The sequence below is a fragment of the Pseudomonas syringae pv. tagetis genome (genome assembly GCF_022557255.1).
In the GTDB taxonomy this organism is placed as follows: Bacteria; Pseudomonadota; Gammaproteobacteria; order Pseudomonadales; family Pseudomonadaceae; genus Aquipseudomonas; species Aquipseudomonas caricapapayae.
On the sequence record NZ_CP092923.1, the window covers coordinates 1104840 to 1126869 of the forward strand.

21 protein-coding genes and 2 pseudogenes are annotated in these 22030 nt (G+C 58.7%); 10 read left to right on the forward strand and 13 right to left on the reverse strand.

Going from position 1 to position 22030, the window contains the following annotated elements; all coding sequences use genetic code 11:
• Positions 1-21: 21 nt before the first annotated feature.
• The 6 genes from MME58_RS04910 to rutA form a co-directional block, all read right to left on the reverse strand.
• Positions 22-1203, reverse strand: a complete 1182-nt coding sequence (locus MME58_RS04910) for a cyclic di-GMP phosphodiesterase (protein WP_055007251.1) — start codon at positions 1201-1203, stop codon at positions 22-24.
• A 287-nt stretch (positions 1204-1490) separates the two neighbouring features.
• Positions 1491-2030: an NADH-dependent FMN reductase RutF gene (gene rutF, locus MME58_RS04915; protein ID WP_054984450.1), complete on the reverse strand. Its 540-nt coding sequence runs from the start codon at positions 2028-2030 to the stop codon at positions 1491-1493.
• A gap of 13 nt (positions 2031-2043) precedes the next feature.
• Positions 2044-2823, reverse strand: coding sequence for a pyrimidine utilization protein D (gene rutD, locus MME58_RS04920; protein WP_055007252.1), 780 nt, complete (start codon positions 2821-2823; stop codon positions 2044-2046).
• A 40-nt stretch (positions 2824-2863) separates the two neighbouring features.
• Positions 2864-3247 (reverse strand): pyrimidine utilization protein C, encoded by a 384-nt coding sequence (rutC, locus tag MME58_RS04925; protein ID WP_055007253.1) that lies wholly within the window; start codon positions 3245-3247, stop codon positions 2864-2866.
• Positions 3248-3257: 10 nt separating this feature from the next.
• Positions 3258-3995 carry a pyrimidine utilization protein B gene (gene rutB / locus MME58_RS04930; RefSeq protein WP_054984447.1) on the reverse strand — a complete coding sequence of 246 codons (738 nt, stop codon included), beginning with the start codon at positions 3993-3995 and terminating at the stop codon, positions 3258-3260.
• The gene (gene rutA / locus MME58_RS04935; protein ID WP_055007254.1) at positions 3995-5077 is read right to left on the reverse strand and encodes a pyrimidine utilization protein A; all 1083 of its coding nucleotides are present in this window, start codon (positions 5075-5077) and stop codon (positions 3995-3997) included. The genes rutB and rutA overlap by 1 nt, the downstream gene beginning before the upstream one ends.
• A gap of 281 nt (positions 5078-5358) precedes the next feature.
• On the opposite strand from rutA, the gene rutR reads away from it, so the two are divergent.
• The 6 genes from rutR (at position 5359) to MME58_RS04965 (ending at position 11750) form a co-directional block, all read left to right on the forward strand.
• Positions 5359-6087 (forward strand): pyrimidine utilization regulatory protein R, encoded by a 729-nt coding sequence (gene rutR / locus MME58_RS04940; RefSeq protein WP_054984445.1) that lies wholly within the window; start codon positions 5359-5361, stop codon positions 6085-6087.
• Between the two features lie 220 nt (positions 6088-6307).
• Entirely contained in the window at positions 6308-7399 is a 1092-nt protein-coding gene (locus MME58_RS04945; RefSeq protein WP_055007255.1) for a BMP family ABC transporter substrate-binding protein, read from the forward strand.
• Positions 7396-8907, forward strand: coding sequence for an ABC transporter ATP-binding protein (locus MME58_RS04950; RefSeq protein ID WP_054984443.1), 1512 nt, complete (start codon positions 7396-7398; stop codon positions 8905-8907). Before MME58_RS04945 ends, MME58_RS04950 begins: the two co-directional genes overlap by 4 nt.
• On the forward strand, positions 8900-10021 hold the full coding sequence (locus tag MME58_RS04955) for an ABC transporter permease (RefSeq protein ID WP_055007256.1): 1122 nt from the start codon (positions 8900-8902) through the stop codon (positions 10019-10021). Before MME58_RS04950 ends, MME58_RS04955 begins: the two co-directional genes overlap by 8 nt.
• A complete protein-coding gene (locus tag MME58_RS04960) occupies positions 10021-10947 on the forward strand; it encodes an ABC transporter permease (RefSeq protein WP_055007257.1) in 927 nt (308 codons plus the stop codon). The genes MME58_RS04955 and MME58_RS04960 overlap by 1 nt, the downstream gene beginning before the upstream one ends.
• Before the next feature lie 113 nt (positions 10948-11060).
• Complete coding sequence (locus MME58_RS04965; RefSeq protein ID WP_054984440.1) at positions 11061-11750, forward strand: YiaD family glycine zipper/OmpA-like lipoprotein; 690 nt, start codon at positions 11061-11063, stop codon at positions 11748-11750.
• A gap of 242 nt (positions 11751-11992) precedes the next feature.
• Here the strand turns inward: MME58_RS04965 and MME58_RS04970 are convergent, their stop codons facing one another.
• From MME58_RS04970 to MME58_RS04980, 3 genes and pseudogenes are all read right to left on the reverse strand, one after another.
• A complete protein-coding gene (locus tag MME58_RS04970) occupies positions 11993-12898 on the reverse strand; it encodes an acyltransferase (protein WP_055007258.1) in 906 nt (301 codons plus the stop codon).
• A 63-nt stretch (positions 12899-12961) separates the two neighbouring features.
• Positions 12962-15052, reverse strand: coding sequence for a phosphate acetyltransferase (gene pta, locus MME58_RS04975; RefSeq protein ID WP_055007259.1), 2091 nt, complete (start codon positions 15050-15052; stop codon positions 12962-12964).
• Between the two features lie 77 nt (positions 15053-15129).
• Positions 15130-15435, reverse strand: a pseudogene (locus MME58_RS04980) (DUF3565 domain-containing protein).
• A 14-nt stretch (positions 15436-15449) separates the two neighbouring features.
• Between MME58_RS04980 and MME58_RS04985 the strand changes: the two are divergent.
• The 3 genes from MME58_RS04985 to MME58_RS04995 all read left to right on the forward strand — a co-directional run bounded on the left by MME58_RS04985 (position 15450) and on the right by MME58_RS04995 (position 17881).
• A complete protein-coding gene (locus tag MME58_RS04985) occupies positions 15450-15935 on the forward strand; it encodes an FKBP-type peptidyl-prolyl cis-trans isomerase (protein ID WP_054984437.1) in 486 nt (161 codons plus the stop codon).
• Between the two features lie 181 nt (positions 15936-16116).
• Complete coding sequence (locus MME58_RS04990; protein ID WP_054984435.1) at positions 16117-16605, forward strand: glutathione peroxidase; 489 nt, start codon at positions 16117-16119, stop codon at positions 16603-16605.
• Positions 16606-16777: 172 nt separating this feature from the next.
• The gene (locus MME58_RS04995; protein ID WP_055007260.1) at positions 16778-17881 is read left to right on the forward strand and encodes an NADH:flavin oxidoreductase; all 1104 of its coding nucleotides are present in this window, start codon (positions 16778-16780) and stop codon (positions 17879-17881) included.
• Here MME58_RS04995 and MME58_RS05000 read toward each other — a convergent pair.
• Positions 17850-19070 (reverse strand): glycosyltransferase family 4 protein, encoded by a 1221-nt coding sequence (locus tag MME58_RS05000; RefSeq protein WP_055007261.1) that lies wholly within the window; start codon positions 19068-19070, stop codon positions 17850-17852. The genes MME58_RS04995 and MME58_RS05000 overlap by 32 nt on opposite strands.
• A gap of 219 nt (positions 19071-19289) precedes the next feature.
• Positions 19290-19542: pseudogene (locus MME58_RS27550) on the reverse strand (hypothetical protein).
• Positions 19543-19973: 431 nt separating this feature from the next.
• Here MME58_RS27550 and MME58_RS05005 point away from each other — a divergent pair.
• Entirely contained in the window at positions 19974-20570 is a 597-nt protein-coding gene (locus MME58_RS05005) for a hypothetical protein (protein WP_055007272.1), read from the forward strand.
• A 97-nt stretch (positions 20571-20667) separates the two neighbouring features.
• On the opposite strand, the gene MME58_RS05010 is transcribed toward MME58_RS05005, so the two are convergent.
• Positions 20668-21015, reverse strand: a complete 348-nt coding sequence (locus tag MME58_RS05010; RefSeq protein ID WP_055007262.1) for a hypothetical protein — start codon at positions 21013-21015, stop codon at positions 20668-20670.
• 184 nt (positions 21016-21199) lie between these two features.
• Positions 21200-21961 carry a sulfate transporter CysZ gene (gene cysZ, locus MME58_RS05015; protein WP_055007263.1) on the reverse strand — a complete coding sequence of 254 codons (762 nt, stop codon included), beginning with the start codon at positions 21959-21961 and terminating at the stop codon, positions 21200-21202.
• Positions 21962-22030: the final 69 nt, after the last annotated feature.

The window sequence follows — 22030 nt, forward strand, 5'->3', positions numbered from 1 at the left end:
CCGGTTGATTCATCGTGGTGGTCAGGCCGGGCTGCCCGCCCACAGCGTATCGACCTCTGCCAGCCCCCAGTCGGTGGGCTTTTCGATTTTGACGATCGCGTCCGGATCGGCAAAGCAGCCCAGGTCGATGATCTGCGCGGCGAACGTCTTGCCGGTGCGCGCCGACATGAAAACCTTCACCTTTGGTTTCAGCAGCGACGCCTCGCTTTGCTCGACCACGACGCCAAGACGCCCGCTTTCAAGGCGGACCAGCGTGCCGATCGGATAGATGCCCACGGTTTTGACGAAGCTTTGAAACACGATGTCGTCAAAATGCCCTTTCCAGGACGCCATTTCGCGAATCGAGTGGGCAACGCCCCAACCCTTTTTGTACGGGCGGTCGGAGGTAATCGCGTCATAGACATCGCAGACTGCGCCCATGCGCGCAAAGATGCTGATCTGATCACCCTTCAGGCCGTGGGGATAACCCGAGCCGTCGACCTTCTCGTGGTGATGCAGGCACACGTCCATGACCGTTGCCGCCACAGGTTGAGTCTCTTTGAGGATCTGCAGGCCCAGTTCGGGGTGAGCCTTCATGATCTCGAACTCTTCATGAGTGAGGCGGCCCGGTTTATTCAGCACTTCCGGTGCGATCATCATTTTGCCGACATCGTGCATCAACCCGGCAACACCCGCTTCGCGCACTTGGTCGTCAGGCAGACCCATGCGTCTGGCGAGCGCGACCATCAGTGCGCAGACCGCCACCGAATGCATGTAGGTGTATTCGTCGGACGTCTTCAGGCGTGACAGGCTGATCAGCGCATGCGGATGGCGCAGGATCGAACTGGAGATTTCTTCCACCAGTAACTGCACATTGTCGACATCCATGGCCTGGCCCATGCGGGCCTCGGTAAACATGGCCATGACTGCGTTTCTGGCCCTCCCGCAGATAGCTCGGGCGCGCAGGACTTCCTTGTCTAGACTGGCTGGGGCGGTGTCCTTGACGGCTGGTGTCGATGAGGCCTGAGGTACAACTGCACGGCTTTTGCCGGTTTCGATCCAGACGTTCCGGGTGTCCGATTGCTGGATGCGCCTGAGCACTTCGACGTCATCAAGCATGACTTCGACCAGGCCTGTCCAGAACGGATCGTCCGTCCAGCGGCGGCAGACTTTATGGATGTGCATGCCGAGGACAAGGTCGGCGACAGGGATTTTTTTCAGCATGCTCAGTCACCCGCGTGCGTTGGCATGGCAGGCAACGGGCGGGCGCAACAAGCAGGCTGCGGGTTGCTGGCTGATGCCAGCGGCAGGGTGCAGGCGCTACCGAACGACATGATGTCACCTCGTTGACTGCAAGGATCATCCTGATTTCGAAATGCCAGTATACGGTGCTGCCAGCAAAAAAATATGCCTGTTTATTGTGTGTCAACAACACGTCAATCGCACTGCCTGACGGTTTCAGAGTGGCTGCCCTGCAGGATTTTTGACGTAATCGAGTGCCTGAAAGCATTTCACGCGACGGGTACGCCGCCCGACAAATGGTGATATCGGCGGGCAAAGTACACCAGCGCGTCCGAGTCGCTCTGATGCCTTATATCCATCACTTCGCAAAAGAGAATGTCATGGGTGCCGACGCTGACCGATTGGGTGATCTTGCAGTCGAGCGCCAGCTTGGCTTTGTCCAGTATCGGTGCGCCGGTCACTCCGCTTTCCCATTGGCCACAGGCAAAACGCTCTTGCTGTGAAGTCTTGCCGCCGAACAGGTTGGACAGGTCCTGCTGACTGTCGCCCAGCGTATTGACACACAGCAGGCCATTCTCGATGAAGGTTTCATAGACCGAGGCACTGCGGTTGATGCATACCAGCAGCGTCGGTGGTTGATCGGTCACGCTGCAGACAGCTGTGGCGGTAAAGCCGGCACGACCACCGGGGCCGTCTGTGGTGACGACGTTGACGGCGGCGGCGAGGCTGGACATTGCATCGCGAAACGCCGACTGACTGACCGGATCAGTGTCTGGCAGGCTGGCATGGGCTTGAGAGTGGGCAGGCATGGGATGAGTCCTTTCAGGTTTGTGCGCTGAGGAAGTCGAGCACGGCGCGTTGGAAGGGCAGCGGATCGGTAATGTTCGAGGCGTGGCCGCCATATTCCAGCAACACCAGGCTGGCATTGGGCAGGGCTTCGGCCAGATGCCGCGATCGTTGCCACGGCACCAGCATGTCGTCGCGGTTGGCAATCAGCAGGGTCGGCGTGCGGATATGTGCCAGGTCAGCCTCCACGTCGAAGCTCTCCAGCGCATGAATGCGCCGCAGCAGGTTGTCGGTGTCGGGAAAGTGCGCCAGTGCATGGGCCTCGTCATCGGCCAGTCGGACACCGTTGGCAGCTATCCAGTCTGCCGGGTAGAGGAACAACGCCTGCGCTTGTACGTAGGCCTCCGGCCCGCTGTTCAACAACAGTTTTTTGCGCACTGAAAAGCACCGCGCGCTGTGTGGGTTGGGGCTGCTCCAGGCATTGATCAACACTTGGCTTTGCAGCAGCTCCGGCCTTAGCAGCGCCAGCTCCAGGCCCACGAGACCGCCCAGTGCATGGCCCATGAAATGGCAGCGCTGGATGCCAAGTGAATCGAGCAGGGTCAGCAACTCCACGGCCATATGCCGGATCGAATAGTCCGGCGGCAGAACCGCAGGGCTGCGTCCGGTCCCGGCATGATCGTAGACAAGCACACGGTAATCGCGGGTCAGCAGCGCCAGGTCATCCGCCCAGTAGCGGCTGGACCCACCCAGCCCGGAGCTGAGCACCAGTGTGGGCGCGTCGGCATGCTGGCAGGCATGAAACTCATGGAACATGGGTTTTCTCCGGGTGGGCGTCAACTGCCCACGGTGCGATTCAGCCGATGTGGGCGATACTGGCGATTTCGATCAGGGCATCGGGTTTTACCAGGCCGCACTGGATGCAGTAACGGGCTGGCTTCTCGCCGGCGAAATACTCGGCATACACTTCGTTGACCTTGGCGTAGTCGGACCAGTCACGAATCATGATCATGTTGAAGGTGACATCGTCCATCGTCCCGCCAGCCGTTTCGACCACGCTTTTGATGGTTTCCAGCACATGGCGCGTCTGTGCGCTTGCGTCGCCGACGTGCACCACATTGTTGTCCTTGTCGAACGGCAGCGTACCCGAGACGTAGAGCACGCCGTCGGCCATGGAACCCGGAACGAAGGGGGCGATGGGCTTGCTAGTGCCGGCTGGGATGATCGCTTTCTTGGTCATGCTGGAGTCCTCACGAAGGTTGCCCGACAGGGCTGAAGGTAGAGCAGAAGTCATCGACGCTGGACACCCAGCCGAAGAACGTTTCGATGTTGAACAGCGCGGCTTGCTGAGCGAATTCCGGACCTGCCTGATGGGTTGCATCCGCCAGCACCACGCCGAAATATTCCAGATGGAAACCGTCGCGCAATGTCGATTCAACGCATACATTAGTGGCAATGCCGGTGAACACCAGGTTGCGAATCCCGCGGCTGCGCAGCACGCTGTCGAAGCTGGAATTGAAGAAACCGCTGTAGCGGATTTTCGGCACCACGATGTCGCCAGGCTGTGGCTTCAGTTCATCGACCAGTTGATAGTCCCAGCCGCCCTTGGCCAGCAGTTGCCCGTCAAGCTCAGGGCGTTTGCGCATGGTCTTCAGAGCATTGGACTTGTGCCAGTTCGGAGAGCCGGGGCCGCCGGCCTCGACATAGGCCGGGTCCCAGCCATTCTGGAAAAAGATCACCGGGATACCTGCAGCTCGTGCTGCGGCACAGGCTTTGTTGATATTGGCGATGACCGGCCCGGTGCTGCTGACATCGAACCCGGCGAGATCCAGATACCCGCCGAGCGACGCGTAGGCGTTCTGCATGTCGACCACCACCAGCGCGGTTTCGCCGGGTTTCATGCGCAGCGGTTCGGGACGGGCGGGCAGCTCGCGGGCGGGCTGCGGGTCCGGCAGGTCAACGCCTGCGACAGCTGTCGAGGTGTTCATCAGACCACCTCCTTGAGCTGCACGATGTGCTTGCGGCTGGTCATCAGCGGCTGGATCTTCTCGCCAAAGTCTTCGACGCCTTTGACGAAGTCATCGAACGTCAGCATCACGCCCTGAGTTCCCGGTACAGTGGCGACCTCGTCGAGCATTCGAGCCACTGTGGCCCACGACCCGACCAGCGTGCCCATGTTTATGTTGACCGCCGAGGTCGGGTCGGCCATCTGTCGCAGATTGGAACCGGCACTTTTATCCGCCGAGCCTTTTTCGCTCAGCCAGGCGATGGCTTCTTCGTCGGCACCGTCCTTGATGTGTTCCCAGCGAGCGCGTGCCGCGTCGTCTGTTTCGTCGGCGATGATCATGAACAGCACACAGGAGGTGACGTTGCGACCGGTCTTTTCGTTGGCTTCGATCAATTTATGAGCGGTAGGCGCAAAGGCGGTGGGGGTGTTCACGCCTTTGCCGAAGCAGAAATTGTAGTCGGCGTATTGCGCTGAAAACGCCATGCCCGCTTCGCTTTGACCCGCGCAGATCAGCTTCATGTCGGCTTGTGGGCGAGGGCTGACGCGGCAGTCCTGCATGCTGAAGTGTTCGCCCTTGAAATCACTGCTGCCGGTAGCCCACAGGTCACGCAAGACCTGGGCATACTCGGCCAGGTATTCGTAGCGGGTGTGGAAGAACTCATCGCCGGGCCACAGGCCCATCTGCTCGTATTCCGGCTTCTGCCAGCCAGTGACCAGGTTGATGCCGAAGCGTCCGTTGGAAATCGAGTCGATCGTCGACGCCATGCGCGCTGCAATGGCGGGCGGGATGGTCAGGGTGGCGACTGTAGCGAACAGTTGAATTTTGCTGGTCACGGCTGCCAGCCCGGCCATCAGCGTGAACGACTCCAGGTTATGTTCCCAGAACGCTGTCTTGCCGCCAAAGCCCCGCAATTTGATCATCGACAGCGCAAAGTCGAAGCCGTAGCCCTCGGCCTTCTGCACGATTTGTTTGTTCAGCTCGAAAGTCGGCATGTACTGCGGGGCGTTGCTGGAAATCAGCCAGCCGTTATTGCCGATGGGGATGAAGATACCGATGTCCATATAAGGCCTCTCTGCGTGGGTCGATGCATGCCAAGACGACTGGCGGCATTTGAATCGTCTTCGTAATCGGCTTTTGCATTAAGCGGGCCAAGAATTTTTATCGTTTTTATTCAATGGCTTATAAATTTACTGAAAGTTTTTCAGACCATTTGGTCTGAATCAGAGCACTTGGTTTGTGCAGGGTGCACGCGGATGGGGCAGGTCTGACGGGGCAGGTAATCCGTATCGACAAAACAGCTGCGCCCGTTAAGATGCCCGCTTATTTCGGCATCACTGGATGGATGTGCGTGAACAAGAAACCTCCCTTGGCTGAACCCGCGAACAAGCGTGCACGCAAGGTCAAGCCAGAGACTGTGGTCAAGACGACCCGCGAGCCCAGTGCGACGTCCCTGAAAAGGCGCATGCGTCTGATGGAAGGCAAGCGCACGCTGATTCTCGATGCGGCGCTGGAGATATTTTCCCGCTACGGCGTGCACGGCAGCAGTCTGGATCAGGTCGCGAGCCTGGCGGACGTTTCCAAGACCAACCTGCTGTACTACTTCAGCAGCAAGGACGATCTCTACCTGAACGTGCTGCGTCAGCTGCTTGAGGTCTGGCTGAGTCCGCTGGTGCACTTCACCGCCGACAAGGAGCCGGTTCAGGCGATCAGTGCCTATATCAAGGCCAAGCTGGAGATGTCTCGTGATCATCCGGCCGAATCACGGCTGTTCTGCATGGAAGTGATGCAGGGCGCACCACTTATTCAGGGCGAGTTGCAGCATCCGTTGCGCGACACGGTGCAGGCCAAGGTGGCAGTGATTCAGCACTGGATCGACAGCGGCCGGTTGGCCCCCGTCAACCCGCACCATCTGATTTTTACCTTGTGGGCGACGACTCAGCATTACGCCGACTTCCGTACTCAGGTCGAGGCGGTCACCGGCAAGACGCTGGACGATCCGGCGTTTTTCGAGGAAGTGCTGGCGAGCCTGCGCAGCATGGTTCTGGACGGGATTTTGCCGCGCAACGCCTGAATGCCGCGCTTGTTCCTGGACGCGCACTCCGGACGGGCAGCAAATGTGCGTCATGCACAAACCAAGTGCTCTGATTCGGACCGTTTGATCTGTTTTCAACGGTGCGATCAGGTCAGGTCGTTGTCGCATAATGTTTTTCGGGGAGTGGCATGGATGCTGCTAAAGCCTGAGAGTCGGCCAAGTGCTGTCCTCATCGGCCATTACCCTCAGGAAAACGTCTATGTACAAGAAACTGTTGCCCGGGACATTGTGTGCGGCCGTAGCGTTCGGGACAGTCAGCCTCGCTCAGGCTGAAGGATTGACCCTCAAAGGGCCTGCGAAGATCGCCATGGTGTATATCAGCCCGCGCAATGACGGCGGCTGGACTCAGGCCTTCGACGAGGCGCGGGTGAAGCTGGAAAAGGAACTGGACACAAAAATCCAGTTCGTGGAAAGCGTGCCCGAGAACGCAGCAGCCATTACCCCCGTGGTCGACCGACTCATCGCGCGCGGTGCAAACATCATCGTCGGTACCGCGTTCGGCTATTCCGACACCTTCCTTGCGCTGGCAAAAAAATACCCTGATGTCGCATTCCTGAATGGCTCGGGCACCACCAATGCGGCCAACCTCGAATCGTTTTATGGCCGTACTTACGAGAGCCAGTATCTGTGCGGCATGGCTGCAGGCGCTGCCTCGAAGACCGGTAAACTGGGCTTCGTCGCTGCCAACCCGTTCGGCCAGGTCAACTGGACCATCAACGCTTATGAACTGGGGGCGCGGCAGATCAATCCGAAAGCCACCCTTACCGTGGTCTACACCGGAGCCTGGAACGATCCGGTCAAGGAGCGCGCGGCAACCATGGCGCTGATCGACAACGGCGTCGACGTGGTCGGCCAGCACGTCGACAGTCCGACACCGCAGATCGTTGCTCAAGAGCGCGGCATTCAGGGGACCGGTCACCATCGCGACCTCAGCGAATTCGCCCCCAAGGCGACCGTCTGTTCTTCGTTGTGGGTGTGGGATCGCTTCCTGGGGCCAGAACTCAAGAAAGTCATTGCTGGCAACTGGACGCCTGCCGCCAACGGTGCGCTGTTGTCGATGCAGCAGGGCGGTACCGATATCACGCTGACTAAAGACCCGATCATTTCCGACGACAATCGCAAGAAGATCGAAGCCGAGCGCGCCGAGCTGCTGGCAGGCAGGAAAATCATCTACAGCGGTCCGCTGGCCGATCGCGATGGCAAAGAGCGAGTTGCGGCGGGTCAGCAGCTGTCTGACCCGGATCTATGGAAAATGGACTGGTTCGTCGAAGGCGTGAAGACTCAGCAATGAGTCAGGTCAACGCGCTGCAACTCACGGGTATCAGCAAATCTTTCGATGGTTTCAAGGCGCTGATCGATGCCGACTTCACTGCCTGTTGGGGCGAAGTGCATGCGTTGCTGGGCGAGAATGGTGCAGGCAAGTCCTCGCTGATGAACATCGCAGCCGGGCTGTATGCACCGGAAACCGGCACGCTGTTGCTGGACGACAACCCGGTTCAGCTTCAGGGGCCAAGGGATGCCAGCCGCTACCGGATCGGCATGGTTCACCAGCACTTCAAGCTGGTGAAGCCCTTTACGGTGGCGCAGAACGTTCTGCTGGCGCTGCCCGAGCAACCCGGTGAAGGCAGCTATCGCAAGCGTCTGCGCGCACTGGAACAGGAGATTGTCGACAAGGCCGGCGCGCTGGGTTTTGCGATTGACCCGACGCGGACCGTCGACAGCCTGTCGGTCGCTGAACAGCAGCGTGTCGAGATTCTCAAAGTGCTGCTGGCCGGCGCGCGGATCCTGATTCTCGATGAGCCAACCGCAGTCCTCACCGATCAGGAAGCCGAGCGCCTGCTGCTGACCGTTCAGGCCTTCGCGCGGCAGGGTGCAGCGGTGATTCTGGTGACGCACAAGATGGCTGATGTCAAACGCTATGCCGACCGTGTGACCGTGATGCGCGGCGGGCGCACCGTGAAGACCCTCGATCCGCAAAAGGTAAGTGTCGAGCAACTGGTGCAACTGACCGTGGGCGAATCGGTGTCGGTCGCCGAGCATCACCCTGCGACGCCTGGTGAACTGCGCTTGCAGGTGCGCGATTTGCGCAGTGTCGGCAGCAGCGCGCTCAATGGCGTGAACATGGCTCTGCACGCGGGTCAGATCTACGGTATTGCAGGCGTTGGCGGCAATGGCCAGGCCGAACTCGCCAATGCATTGATGGGGCTCCCGCACGTCACCGAGGGTGAAATCCACATGACCGCTTTCGGCGATTTGCGCAGCGCCTCGGCCGACCAGCGCCGGCAACTGCGTATCGCGTCTATCCCGGCGGACCGCTATGGCGCGGCGCTGGCCGGGTCGTTGTCGGTGGCCGAGAACTTTGGCGTCGGCAATATCCACAGTGGCCAGTACGGCTCTTTCTGGCGTTTGGGCTACAAACGCCTGAAACAGGATGCGCAGCGCGCAGTGGCGGACTTCGATGTGCAGGGCGTGCGTTCTCTCGATCAGAAAGCCGCACTGTTGTCGGGGGGTAACGCTCAGAAACTGGTGATTGCCCGCGAATTCAGCCGCGACCCGCAATTGGTGCTGGTGCATAGCCCGAGCCGGGGTCTGGACGTGCGTGCCACACAGGCGGTGCATGCCCGATTACGGGCCGCTCGGGACGCTGGCGCTGCGGTGCTGGTGATCAGCGAGGATCTGGACGAAGTATTGGCCCTGGCTGACCGTATCGGTGTGATGAATGGCGGGCGCATCGTCGCCGAGTTCGATTACCCCGCCGACCGTCAAGCCATCGGCAAAGCGATGGTGAGCCATGAATGAAATAGCACAATCCCCTGTAGCTGCCCCGAAAATCGTGCGGCAGCCGTTGCTGTCGCGGCGCTACACCCTGGAACTCCGTCAACAGACCGGTTGGCCTTTGCAGGCGCTGATCATTGCCCTTGCATTGCTGATCGGGTTGGCCATTTGTACTTCAATCCTGATTGGTGCCGGCGTGCCTGCGGACGAGTTGCTCAACGAGTTCGTCGTTCAGACGGTATTCGATGCGCAAAACTTCAAGGCCGTGCTGTTTCAGGCATCGCCGATGATTATGGTCGGACTGGCCGGGTGCATGGCATTTCGGGCGCGCTTCTGGAACCTTGGCCTGGAAGGCCAGATGATCTGGGGGGCTATCGGGGCTACGGCGATTTCGCTGTTTCAGGTAGGGCCTGAGTTGCTGCGTCTGCCGCTGATGATGGCGGCGGCCGTGTTCTGTGGATTGCTGTGGGGGCTGGGGCCGGTTCTGTTGAAGCTCAAATGGCAGGTCAACGAGATCATCTCGACCCTGATGCTCAATTACATCGCCGCCAATTTCCTGCTGCACCTGGTTTACGGCAGTTGGAAAGATCCACGAGACAACTTTCCCTACTCGCCTGCGTTCCAGAGCTTTGAGCGATTACCCGATCTGTTTGCCGGGTATAACGCAGCGATTCCGCTGGCGCTGCTGGTAACCGGCCTGACGCTGTGGTTTGTCGGCGTCTCGCGGGCCGGTCTGTACCTGCGTTTCGTCGATGCCAACCCGAACGTCGCCGCAGCCGTAGGCGTGCCGGTGCGCAAGATGATTATCGGCACTGTGCTGCTTTCAGGTGCGCTGGCCGGGCTCGCGGGGTTTGTCGTGACGTCGGGACAGGAAGGTCGCCTGACCCAGTCGTTCTATCAGGGGTACGGTTTTTCCGGAATCCTCATCGCCTTTCTGGCCCGCAACAATCCGGTAGCCGCCACTGTGGTCGCGTTGCTGATCGCCATGCTGTTCGTGGCCGGGCGCAACCTGCAGGTCTTCTATCAGATTCCGTTTTCGATGGTGCAACTGATCCAGGCGATCCTGGTGATCTGCGTCGCGTCGTCGGACTTTTTTATCCGCCATCGCCTGCGTCGCATTCAGGCAGGAGAACGTTGATGGAGCTTATTTCCCACTGGCTGGGCAGCGCACCGGACTTTGCCGTGCCGTTCGCGCTGGCTGCACTGGGCCTGATCCTCATCGAGCGCAGTGGCGTACTGGCGCTGGGTGTCGAAGGGCTGATGCTGGTCGGTGCGCTGGCGGGCATCGGGATGCAGCTGAGCCTGGGGTCGCCGGGCCTGTCACTGCTGGCGTCGATGGTCGCGGCAGGTCTGGTTTCGTTATTGTTTGCGCTGATGGTGCTGGTCCTGCGGATCAATCAGGTGATTGCCGGGCTGGCTCTGGTGTTCTTTTGCCAGGGCTTGACCGGGCTGCTGGGCACCCTGCTTGGCTGGACCAATCGACCGGTCAGTGGCTTGCAGGCGGTAGAACTATGGCCGTTATCCGAGCTGCCGGTGGTGGGCCGGGTGTTTGTTCAGAATCCGATGGTGTACCTGACTGTGGTGGTTTTCATTGCAGTGGTCTGGCTGCTTGACCGCACCCGGACCGGGCTTCGTTTGCGGGCCGTTGGCGAGAACCCGCAGGCCGCCGATGCAGCGGGCATTTCCGTATCGGGTTATCGTCTGGCGGCGATTGTCGCCGGGTCTGCCTTGATGGGGCTGGCGGGTGGCTTCATTGCCGTGCTCAGTACCAAAATGTGGATTGCGGACATGACGGGCGGACGTGGCTGGATCGCGGTTTCACTGGTGATCTTCGCACGCTGGTCGCCGTGGCGCGCCCTGGCGGGCGCATTGCTGTTCGGCGGTATCGAGGCGCTGATCCCGCAGTTGGCGGCAACGGGCGTGCGTCTTCCTCAGTATTTTGTCTTGATGACGCCTTACGCCGTCACGCTGCTGGTCATGGTCTGGGTGGCAAGCGGCAAGCGTCAATCCAGCAGCCAGCCGGGTGCGCTGGGGGAACCTTACATCCGTGAGGAACGACGTTGAATGAAACGCGCGAAGCGCCGTAGTACGGGCGGTTCAGCCGGGGTTAAGGAATTTTTGACAGACGGCATGCTCTAATCCGGTTACCAGCGTTCGTCAAAACCAGGAGCTCCTGAATGTTTACCTCGCGTCGTTTGATCATTGTCGCCACCGCCGTAGCCATGCTGTCCGGCTGTGCGACACCCAATCCCTATGACAATCAAGGCCAGGCACAAAGCTCCGGTGGCATGAGCAAAACCGCTAAATACGGCGGACTCGGCGCATTGGCCGGTGCGGTAGCAGGCGCAGCCATTGATCATAACCATCGTGGCAAGGGCGCATTGATCGGTGCTGCCGTTGCGGGGGCTGCATCGGCAGGTTACGGCTACTACGCAGACAAGCAGGAAGCGGCTTTGCGCGAGAGCATGGCCAACACCGGCGTCGAGGTGCAGCGTCAGGGTGATCAGATCAAGTTGATCATGCCGGGCAACATCACGTTTGCGACGGACTCTTCGGCCATCGCCAGCAGCTTCTATTCGCCGCTCAACAACCTGGCCAGTTCGCTGAAGCAGTTCAACCAGAACAACATTGAAATCGTCGGTTACACAGACAGCACCGGCAGCCGTCAGCACAACATGGACCTGTCGCAACAGCGCGCTCAGAGCGTAGCGACGTACCTGACCTCGCAGGGCGTTGACCAGTCGCACCTCTCGGTGCGTGGCGCAGGCCCCGACCAGCCGATTGCCAGCAACGCCGACGTCAACGGCCGCGCGCAGAACCGTCGCGTAGAGGTCAACCTGAAGCCGATTCCGGGTCAGCAGTACTAAGCCGAACGCCTCGGAAACGATAGGTAGCACACCCGCTACCTATCGTCTCTCACGGCAGCGTGGGAATGCATTGTGTGACGCTCTGCGTCGCAATGCGATGACGTGAGCAGGAGGCGCAGCGTCCAGGACGGCATGCCGACGCGGAGCGTTGGCACAACAGTCGATAGCTGAAACGCGAGGTTTGCGGCGGCCTTGATGGCCCCTTCGCGAGCAAGCTCGCTTCCACTTCTCACCAGTCAATATCAATGCCGCGCTGGATACTGCTTATGCAGTCTGTCCAGCAGCCTGTCTTTCTCCTCCCATAACGCATTGATCCACTGCTGGAATTCCAGTCGGTATTCAGCGTCCTGGTCGTAGTTTTTGCCGAGAAACTGCTGCGGAATCTTGATCTCTTCGAAGTGGGCGACCACCTCCCTCACGTTGCCGCACAGCAGGTCCCAGTAGCCGGGTTGCCCGCCCGGATAGTGGATGGTCACGTTGATGATCGACTCCAGCTGTTCGCCCATCGCATCAAGCACGAAGGCAATGCCGCCCGCCTTGGGTTTTAGCAAGTGGCGAAACGGCGAGTTCTGCTGGGCGTGTTTGCCGGCCGTAAAGCGCGTGCCTTCGGCGAAGTTGAAAATTCCTACGGGGTTGTGGCGGAATTTCGCACAGGTGCGGCGCGTGGTTTCCAGGTCCTTGCCTTTCTTTTCCGGGTGTTTCGCAAGGTAAGCCTTGGAGTAGCGCTTCATGAACGGAAAGCCCAAAGCCCACCACGCCAGACCGATGATCGGGACCCAGATCAGCTCCTGCTTGAGGAAGAACTTCAGCGGGCGAATGCGCCGGTTGAGCACGTACTGCAAGACCATGATGTCAACCCAGCTCTGGTGATTGCTGGTGACCAGATACGAGTGCTGGTAATCGAGTCCTTCCAGGCCGCTCAGGTGCCAGCGGGTATGGCAAAGAAGTCTGATCCAGGCATTGTTGTTACCGATCCAGATTTCATGAATGTGGCTCATCAGCCAGTCGGTGAAGCGCTGTGCAGCAGAGAAGGGCAGGCAGATCTTGAGAATCGTGACCGCGAACAGCACCGAGCAACAGATGATGGTGTTCAGCGCCAGCAACAGCGAGGCAATGACGCCGCGTAACGGGGCAGGCAGGAAATCCATGAAGGAGATGGCTCCGGAAGTTGTCGGAAGCCGCAGACTGCTCTGCGGCACCATGATCGGGTATCAGGACAGCGTGTCCGCCTGGATGGCTGTCAGCGCAATGGTGTAGACGATGTCGTCGACCTGTGCGCCTCTAGGCAGGTCGTTCACCGGTTTGCGCAGGCCTTGCAGCATCGGGCCAAGGCTTACGCAGTCGGCACTGCGTTGCACCGCCTTGTACGTGGTATTGCCTGTGTTCAGGTCCGGGAACACGAACACGTTGGCGCGTCCTGCCACCAGGCTGCCCGGAGCCAGCTGCCGGGCGACGTGCTCGTTGGCGGCAGCATCATACTGCAGCGGCCCGTCGATCAACAGATCGCGCCGGGTCTCCCGAGCCAGTTGCGTGGCCTCGCGGACTTTCTCCACTTCTTCGCCACTGGCCGAGTTGCCGCTGGAATAGCTGATCATCGCCACCCGTGGCGAAATGCCGAACGCTGTGGCTGAATCGGCGCTTTGCAGAGCGATCTCGGACAGTTCGCTGGCGCTTGGGTGCGGGTTCATGATGCAGTCGCCATACATCAGCACCTGCTCGGGGAAAAGCATGAAAAATACCGAAGACACCAGCGTGCAGCCCGGTGCGGTCTTGATCAGTTGCAGGGCAGGCCGAATGGTATTGGCGGTGGAGTGAACAACGCCCGACACCAGCCCGTCGACCTCGTCCAGCGCCAGCATCACGGTGCCGATCACCACCGGGTCTTCGAGCTGCTGCTCGGCCATGGGTGCGTTCAGGCTTTTGTTTTTGCGCAGTTCTACCATCGGCTCGACATAGCGCTCGCGAATCAGCTCCGGATCAAGAATTTCGAGCCCCTGCGGCAGTTCGATCCCGTGCGCCTGCGCGACAGCCTGCACGTCTTCTGGTCTGGCCAGTAACACGCAGCGTGCAATGCCACGCGCCTGGCAGATGGCGGCTGCCTGAATGGTCAGCGGCTCGTTGCCTTCCGGCAGGACGATGCGTTTATTGGCTGCCTGGGCACGCTGGATCAGTTGATAGCGAAACACCGCGGGTGACAGGCGCAGCTCGCGGGGTGTGCCACAACGTTGATGCAGCCAGCTAGCGTCGAGGTGGCTGGCAACGAAATCGGTGATGTTTTCCGCGCGCTCGCGGTCATCGATGGGGATTTCCTTGTTCAACTGATTGAGGCGGTTTGCCGTGTCATAGGAACCGCTGCTGACCGACAGCACAGGCAGACCGGCCTGGAATGCGCCCCGGCACAGCTCCATGATGCGCGGGTCGGGCACGGTATCGCTGGTCAGCAGCAGGCCAGCCAGCGGTACACCATTTATTGCCGCCAGGCTTACCGCCAGAATGATGTCGTCACGGTCGCCCGGCGTCACCACCAGCACGCCCGGCTTGAGCAGCGGTACGGTGTTGAGCACCGTACGGGCACAGATAATGATTCTGGACATACGACGCTGATCGTAGTCGCCCGCGTTCAGCACCTGCGCGCCCAGCAACTCGGCCACGTCACGGGTGCGCGGTGCATTGAGTTCGGCGCGATAGGGGATGCAGCCCAGCAGCCGGAAATCGCCACTGCGCAACAGCGGCGAGTGCTCTTTCAGGCGCGAGGCGAAGACCTCCATGCTTTCTTCGGTGCGGACCTTGTTGAGTATGACGCCCAGCACCTTAGGGTCCTTGGGTCCGCCAAACAGCTGAGCCTGTAACTCGACCCTTCCCGACAGCTCGGCAAGCACTTCGTTTTCCGGCGCAGAGACCAGGATGACGTCGGCGTCCAGACTCTTGGCCAAATGCAGATTGACCCGCGCGGCGTAGCTCGCGCTACGGGTCGGGACCATGCCCTCGACGACCAGCACGTCCTTGCCGACAGCGGCCTGCTGGTAAAGATTGATAATCTCTTCGAGCAGCTCATCCAGTTGCCCGTCGCCGAGCATGCGCTCGACATGCGCCAGGCCCAGAGGCTTGGGCGGCTTGAGGCCGTGGGTGCGGGCCATCAGTTCGGTCGAGCGCTCGGGGCCAAGATCCCCGGGATGTGGCTGGGCAATCGGTTTGAAAAAACCTACTTTCAAGCCGGCGCGCTCCAGCGTGCGCACCAGGCCCAGGCTGATGGAGGTCAACCCCACGCCAAAGTCAGTGGGGGCGATGAAAAAAGTCTGCATACTGGCTTCTCGATTGAGCAGTGCAAGGGTCGCAGCACATAGGGAACAGCTGCCGACCGAAAAAGTCCGGAAATCGTCTAGCGCGATTTCTCTGCGGCAAGACTATCGTTATCTGCAGCGTTCGCACACCAGCCGCAACGAAAGGCCTGACCTGTCATCTGTTGACGTTTTATCGGGTCCAGCACCCAGGCACGCGACTGCCACGGTGGCTGGTGACGCAGGTGTTGAGTGTGGCCGCAGGACAGTAGCGCAATCCAGTGCCCTTCTTCATCCTGCCTGAAGCCAATAACCGTTGAACTTTCCAATCAGGGCCGTCTGTCAGAGTTGCGTTCGCTTTCGGGCGATTGCTTGGTTAAACTTGCTCGTTCTTCAATCTTAAGCAAAAGGTCTTGTCCCCATGCCGATCGCCGCCAATAAGGCTGTCTCCATTGACTATACCCTGACCAACGACGCTGGTGAGGTCATCGACAGCTCTGCCGGTGGTGCGCCGCTGGTTTACCTGCAAGGTGCAGGCAACATCATCCCTGGCCTGGAAAAGGCGCTGGAAGGCAAGGACGTCGGTGACGAGCTGAAAGTCGCCGTCGAGCCGGAAGATGCCTACGGCGAATATTCTGCCGAGCTGGTCAGCACCCTGAGCAGCAGCATGTTCGAAGGTGTCGACAAACTTGAAGTCGGCATGCAGTTTCACGCTTCCGGCCCGGATGGCGGCATGCAGATCGTGACTATCCGCGATCTGGATGGCGATGACGTCACTGTTGACGGCAATCACCCGCTCGCAGGCCAGCGCCTGAACTTCGACGTGAAGGTTGTGGCAATTCGCGATGCCAGCGAAGAAGAAATGGCTCACGGCCATGTTCACGGTGAAGGCGGTCATCAACACTGATTTGTTCGGTCAGGGTCCGTTCCCGTTTCATCGCGGCCGCGCTGGAACGGAAACAGCCCCAGGCTCAGGTCACTGAAAAGGCGCCCTGGCTGTTCTGCGATGACGACTTTCGTTACGCGTGCGGTCACGGTGCCTTTTTTCAGGTTGTGGCCTTGGGTTACTTGTTTCAAAAGAGGTTCTCATGAGTGCTTTTCACGACATCAAATTGAAAGCGCTGGGTGGTCAGGAACTGCCGCTGGCGGATTTCAAGAATAAAGTGGTTCTGGTAGTCAACGTCGCGTCCAAATGCGGGCTGACGCCGCAATACGCAGCACTTGAAAACCTCTATCAGCAATACAGGGACAAGGGCCTGGAGATCCTCGGGCTGCCGTGCAACCAGTTTGCCGGGCAGGAACCGGGTACCGAAAAAGAGATTGCCGAATTTTGCGAACTTAATTACGGCGTGACGTTTACTCTGGGTGAAAAACTCGATGTCAACGGGCCAGAGCGGCATTCGCTTTACCGCCTGCTGGCGGGCGAAGGTGCCGAGTTTCCCGGGGACATCACCTGGAATTTCGAAAAATTTCTGGTTGGCAAGAACGGTGGGGTGAGCGCGCGTTTCTCTCCGCGTACTCCGCCGGATGATCCCGCGGTGATTCTGGCCATCGAAAAGGCCTTGGCGCAAAACTGATCATGTGGCCGGGGTAGCGATTGCTCGCCCGGCTTTCTTCTGCCTTCGCAGCTTCTGCACTCAAATCAGCCAGATCAATAGTACTGGGCCATTGCTGACGCCCGGCGATATCCTGCGCGCCTGATCTGGCGCCTGTCGCCGCAGTGCAATCCACTTATGTCCGGAGTTCCGCATGTCGGTAGAAGCCTTGTTTACGCCTTTGCGCCTGGGCAGCCTGGCGTTGTCGTCGCGGGTAGTCATGGCGCCTATGACCCGTTCGTTCTCGCCGGGGCATGTGCCCAACTCGAAGGTTGTCGAGTATTACCGGCGTCGTGCGGCGGCAGGTGTAGGCCTTATCGTTACCGAAGGCACAACGGTCAATCACAAGGCTGCCAATGGCTATCCAGACGTTCCGCAGTTTTTTGGTGATGCGCCGCTGGCCGGTTGGCGCAAGGTCGTTGAGGCGGTGCATGCGGAGGGCGGCAGGATCGTCCCGCAACTCTGGCACGTAGGCGCAGTGCGCCGTCCCGGTACCGAGCCGCACGCAAGCGTGCCTGCCTACGGGCCGATGGAGAAGGTCAAGGACGGTCAGGTGCTGGTGCATGGCATGAACAGGCAGGACATCGACGATGTTGTGGCTGCCTTTGCCCAGGCCGCCGCCGATGCCAAGGCGATTGGCATGGACGGCGTCGAAATCCATGGGGCCCATGGTTATCTGATTGATCAGTTTTTCTGGGAAGGCAGCAACCAGCGCACTGACGAATACGGCGGCAGCCTCGCCAACCGTTCGCGGTTTGCCATCGAGTTGATCAAGGCCGTGCGTGTCGCAGTGGGACCTGACTACCCGATCATTTTCCGTTTCTCGCAATGGAAACAGCAGGACTACACTGCGCGGCTGGTGCAGACACCGGAAGCGTTGGGTGAATTCCTGCAACCTCTGGCTGACGCTGGCGTGGACATCTTCCACTGCTCGACCCGGCGTTTCTGGGAGCCTGAGTTTGAAGGCTCCGACCTGAACCTGGCGGGCTGGACGCGCAAGCTGACCGGCAAGCCGACCATTACCGTCGGTAGTGTCGGGCTGGACGGCGAGTTCCTTCAATTCATGGTCAATACCGACAAGATCGCGCAACCGGCCAGTCTGGAGAATCTGCTGAAGCGGCTGGGCAACGGCGAGTTTGATCTGGTGGCAGTGGGGCGTGCCCTGCTGGTCGATCCGGACTGGGCAGTGAAAGTGCGCGAGGGACGCGAGCAAGACATCCTGCCATTCAGTCGAGACGCACTGATGACACTGGTCTGATCTTCTTGGTGGCTGCGTGCCTGATTTCTTTGACGTGAGCGGTATTTTCGCCGGGGCACGCCTCACGCAACTGACGCTCGAACTGATCGATAATCGCTGTCCAGCCCTGGCGACTCGCATGTTGCCGGGCGTTCAGGCGCACCCGACGCAATGTCTCGTCGTCTTCCAGCAACCAGCGCGCCGCGTCGATAAACGCCGTTTGGTCACCCGGCATCGCCAGCGCACCATTGTGGCCATGGCGGATGTGCTGCCCGGCAGCGGCCTCATCGTAAGCGACGACACCCAGCCCTGAGGCCAGCGCTTCCAGGACCACATTGCCGAACGTTTCGGTCAGGCTCGGAAACAGAAACATATCTGCCGAGGCATAGTGCATCGCCAGCACCTCGCCCCGCTGAGTTCCACAGAAGATCGCGTCCGGGATCTGTTGCTCAAGCTGTGACCGCTGAGGTCCATCGCCCACGACAATCAGTTTGATATTGCGTTGTGGGTAACTGTCCTTGAGCACTGTGAAGCTGGCATTGAGCAGCCCCAGGTTTTTCTCTGGCGCAAGTCGTCCGACGTGTATGACCCCGATGTCACCTGCCTGCAGGCCCCAGCTCTCGCGTAACGACTGCGAGCGTCTGGCGGGTGTGAACAGTTGGCTGTCGACGCCGCGAGACAACAGTTCAATCCTTTCAAAGCCACGCCGCTCCAGCTCCAGCTTCTGACTGACGCTCGGCACCAGGGTCATGCGCGAACGGTTATGGAACCAGCGCAGGTAATGAGTCAGCAATCGCGTGATAAACCCCATACCGTATTGCTGCGTGTATTGCGGAAAGTTGGTGTGAAAGCCGCTGATCACTGCGATCCCCAAGCGCCGCGCCGCCCGTAATGCCGATAGCCCCAGCGGGCCTTCGGTGGCGATGTACAGCACATCCGGCCGACGCCGTTGCCAGCGCCGTAACAGCTTGTGCATCGAAGACTGACCCCATTGCAACCCTGGATAGCCCGGTATTGGCCAGCCCCGGCACAACAGCAGGTCTTCCGCAGCACCCGCATGAGTCTCGTCATTCTGGCGCGGCCGGACCAGTTCAACCCGATGCCCGCGTAATCGCAACCCGTCACAAAGTCGCCCAAGGGTATTGGCAACGCCATTGATTTCGGGAGTAAAGGTTTCAGTAATCAGGGTGACATTAAGAATTTGGCTCATGGGAGCAGTGTCGACTGATTACATTTCGGTTATGTGGCGGTTGTGTGATGGATTGGTGATAAGACGCCGGGAGATAGGTTAGCGGGCGTGAAATTGTGCGTAATAGCCAATAGGTAAATAGAGTGATTGTAAAATGTTGTTTATAAAAAAACATGGTGAGGTGTATTGGCGTCCTGCAACAGTTTACAAGATTTCCCAACGGTGTGTAGTGCGCCCATGCTACCAATTAGCCATGTCTCGAAATTTTTTGGGAAGAGAGTCGTTAAAGTTTAATATTTTCTCAAGGATTTTAGCGGCGGGCGTACCTTTCAAGTACTCCTCTTCATAAAGGGGGCTTCTCTCTTTATGCACCCAGCTCTCTGTTTCCTCAAAGTAAGCGCTTGACTCGGGTGTTACGACTTTTCCAGTAGCACAGTAAAGAATTATAGGGTGATCAGATAATTTGGAGCACGTTAGCGAGGATTCCAGGTATCGATGGGGTGGTGAGTGGTGTTGTTTTTTATCGCACTCCCAACGGTGTAACGTTCAGAAACGGCGTAGAGTTGCTATAGGTCATTTCAACGGTCCTCTCTTACTTTCCATTACTCTATGGCATTCTGTTATCTAGATGCAACAGAGCAAGCGTAATGCCAATCTTGACATGTTAGTTTGGTCCTGCACGCTTGAGTTGAGTGGGCAGGGTGCTGATTTTTTTAGCCTGCAGAGGCGGCCTACATGAAACTTTTTGAAACGCTGGCAACGTGTGTTCTTAGCGGCAACGGCTTGCCGGCGGTCAGGTAGACGAGTTCGATCATGGTTGTAAGGCTTGAGATTTTTGTTTGTAGGAGGCTTCTTTATAGCTATATTTTTTGCAGGGTTTTGATTCGTCTGATAGCATTCGCTCTCTTTTCAAAGGGATATGAAATGTCAGATTTAATGTATGCGCCACCGAAAGCCAGCCTGGAAAAAGATGAGTCGGGCAGTAGCGGTCCGGAATTTTATGTCGTGTCTCTAAAGAAATTCTTCATTCTGTACCTTTTGACATCGGGCTTTTTCGCGATTTACTGGTTTTATCGAAACTGGTCGCTGAACAAGAAGTTTTCAGGCAGTAAAGTGTGGCCCGTTGCGCGTGTGATCTTCGCCGTTATTTACGCCTTTCCGCTATTTCGTACTGTGGACAAAAGTCTGCGCCGACAGGGTCGTGGCCACATGGCGTACTGGGCGATTAGCGCTTTGGTGTTGCTGGCGTTGACTATTGCGGGGATGGTGCTTTCGCAAGGTGTCTCTGGGCATATGCAATTCAAACCGGTCGGCGGCTTTCTGGTATGGGCCGTTCTGCTGGCAACTGCGCAAACATTTAATTTAATGCTGGTGCAGTCGAAGATGAATGCCGCGGCGCTTGATCCAGAGGGACGTACCAACTCAAGATTGACATGGGTCAATGGCATATGGATTCTTGCCGGGTGTGCTATCTGGTTGATGAGTATACCGACCTACCTCTCTGCGTCTGCTGCAGGGTAGATACTACTGACGCCAATTGAAGTGCCGAACAGATCATCCATTATCTATTCGGCACTCTTTCAGGCTTTGTCGTCACTCGGCCAGTCAATCAGAGCAATCAGCCCAGGTCATTGACCAGTTGGCCGATCACTTCACCCACCTTGGCCAGGTCCGGTGCAGCGAGGCGATGTTCGTCGGCATACGAGTAAGCCACGGTGAACAGGCCTGCTGCGTGGCTGGAGTAGGCGGGGGCGTCTTTCTCGAAAACGCGGTTTACTGCTTCGGCAGTCAGGGACGCGGAACTGATGACCAGGCGCTCTTCGGGATTGTTCACACCATTGATGTACACATCATCCGGGTTGATCGACCACTCAGACAGTTCGCTGATCAGAAAGGCGCGAATCTTTTCTTCGACGGTTGCAGTGTTTTGGGTAGCAAATGCCGCTGGGTTTACTGGAGTATTCATGATTTAACATCCTTGTTAAGTTTCATGTGTCGGCGTGTTCGATGGAAGCGGGCTTCACATGAACGGGTTGGTTGAGGCCTCATTGAGCCTCAGTCGGAAAGGTCGAGTGCGGTAACTATATATAGCGTGTGATTTTTTCTTCAGATCGGCCGGGCCGTATTGCACGGTCCGGCCTTTCAAGCCTTCAGCCCCTTGCCTGCGTCACCGGCAACGCATCCGCCCCGCGCTCGCGCACCCAGAACAATGTCGCACCTGCCACTGCCGCAGGCATCATCAGCAGGTTGACCACCGGGATCAGCAAGGCGACGTAGACAATGCCGCCGAAGCTCAGACTCTGCCAGCGTTTGCTTTTCAGCCAGCCGAGCATTTCGTTCCAGCCCAGTTTGTGGTTGTCGGCGGGGTAGTCAATGTACTGGATCGCCATCATCCAGATGCCGAACAGCAGCCACAGCGGAGCGGCGATGATGTTTGCCACAGGGATGAACGACAGGATGAATAACCCGAGCATGCGCGGCAGCATATAGCCCAGCTTGCGGGCTTCGCGGGCCAGGGTGCGTGGCACCATGGCCACCAGTTCGGCCCAGCTGAAATCGGGCGAGTCGTCCACGCCACGAACCACGGCTTCGACCTTTTCGGACAAAAAACCGTTGAACGGTGCGGCGATGATATTGGCGACCACGGTGAAGGTGAAAAACACCATCAGCAGTACCAGCGCCACGAACAGCGGCCAGAGGATATAACTGAGAAAGCTCAACCAGTGAGGGAGCGTGGGCATGAAGGTGTCGACCCACAGCTCGAACTGGTGCACCGCCAGATAGATCAGACCGCAGAACAACACCAGATTGATGCTCAATGGCAGCAGAACGAACAATCGCAAGCCAGGACTGAGGACCAGTTTCAGGCCCTCTCTGAGGTATTGCGGGCCGGTGAGGGCGGGAGCGGGCATGGCAGCCTCCAGGTGCTGAAAGGCGTGACCTTACCGACTTTGTGACAGGCATGAAAGAGCTGATGGCGG

Bases quoted from the DNA above. Each gene is read 5' to 3' on its own strand.
- MME58_RS04910 (WP_055007251.1), bottom strand. From the start codon at position 1,203: ATGCTGAAAAAAATCCCTGTCGCCGACCTTGTCCTCGGCATGCACATC.
- rutF (WP_054984450.1), bottom strand. From the start codon at position 2,030: ATGCCTGCCCACTCTCAAGCCCATGCCAGCCTGCCAGACACTGATCCG.
- rutD (WP_055007252.1), bottom strand. From the start codon at position 2,823: ATGTTCCATGAGTTTCATGCCTGCCAGCATGCCGACGCGCCCACACTG.
- rutC (WP_055007253.1), bottom strand. From the start codon at position 3,247: ATGACCAAGAAAGCGATCATCCCAGCCGGCACTAGCAAGCCCATCGCC.
- rutB (WP_054984447.1), bottom strand. From the start codon at position 3,995: ATGAACACCTCGACAGCTGTCGCAGGCGTTGACCTGCCGGACCCGCAG.
- rutA (WP_055007254.1), bottom strand. From the start codon at position 5,077: ATGGACATCGGTATCTTCATCCCCATCGGCAATAACGGCTGGCTGATT.
- rutR (WP_054984445.1), top strand. From the start codon at position 5,359: ATGTGCGTGAACAAGAAACCTCCCTTGGCTGAACCCGCGAACAAGCGT.
- MME58_RS04945 (WP_055007255.1), top strand. From the start codon at position 6,308: ATGTACAAGAAACTGTTGCCCGGGACATTGTGTGCGGCCGTAGCGTTC.
- MME58_RS04950 (WP_054984443.1), top strand. From the start codon at position 7,396: ATGAGTCAGGTCAACGCGCTGCAACTCACGGGTATCAGCAAATCTTTC.
- MME58_RS04955 (WP_055007256.1), top strand. From the start codon at position 8,900: ATGAATGAAATAGCACAATCCCCTGTAGCTGCCCCGAAAATCGTGCGG.
- MME58_RS04960 (WP_055007257.1), top strand. From the start codon at position 10,021: ATGGAGCTTATTTCCCACTGGCTGGGCAGCGCACCGGACTTTGCCGTG.
- MME58_RS04965 (WP_054984440.1), top strand. From the start codon at position 11,061: ATGTTTACCTCGCGTCGTTTGATCATTGTCGCCACCGCCGTAGCCATG.
- MME58_RS04970 (WP_055007258.1), bottom strand. From the start codon at position 12,898: ATGGATTTCCTGCCTGCCCCGTTACGCGGCGTCATTGCCTCGCTGTTG.
- pta (WP_055007259.1), bottom strand. From the start codon at position 15,052: ATGCAGACTTTTTTCATCGCCCCCACTGACTTTGGCGTGGGGTTGACC.
- MME58_RS04985 (WP_054984437.1), top strand. From the start codon at position 15,450: ATGCCGATCGCCGCCAATAAGGCTGTCTCCATTGACTATACCCTGACC.
- MME58_RS04990 (WP_054984435.1), top strand. From the start codon at position 16,117: ATGAGTGCTTTTCACGACATCAAATTGAAAGCGCTGGGTGGTCAGGAA.
- MME58_RS04995 (WP_055007260.1), top strand. From the start codon at position 16,778: ATGTCGGTAGAAGCCTTGTTTACGCCTTTGCGCCTGGGCAGCCTGGCG.
- MME58_RS05000 (WP_055007261.1), bottom strand. From the start codon at position 19,070: ATGAGCCAAATTCTTAATGTCACCCTGATTACTGAAACCTTTACTCCC.
- MME58_RS05005 (WP_055007272.1), top strand. From the start codon at position 19,974: ATGTCAGATTTAATGTATGCGCCACCGAAAGCCAGCCTGGAAAAAGAT.
- MME58_RS05010 (WP_055007262.1), bottom strand. From the start codon at position 21,015: ATGAATACTCCAGTAAACCCAGCGGCATTTGCTACCCAAAACACTGCA.
- cysZ (WP_055007263.1), bottom strand. From the start codon at position 21,961: ATGCCCGCTCCCGCCCTCACCGGCCCGCAATACCTCAGAGAGGGCCTG.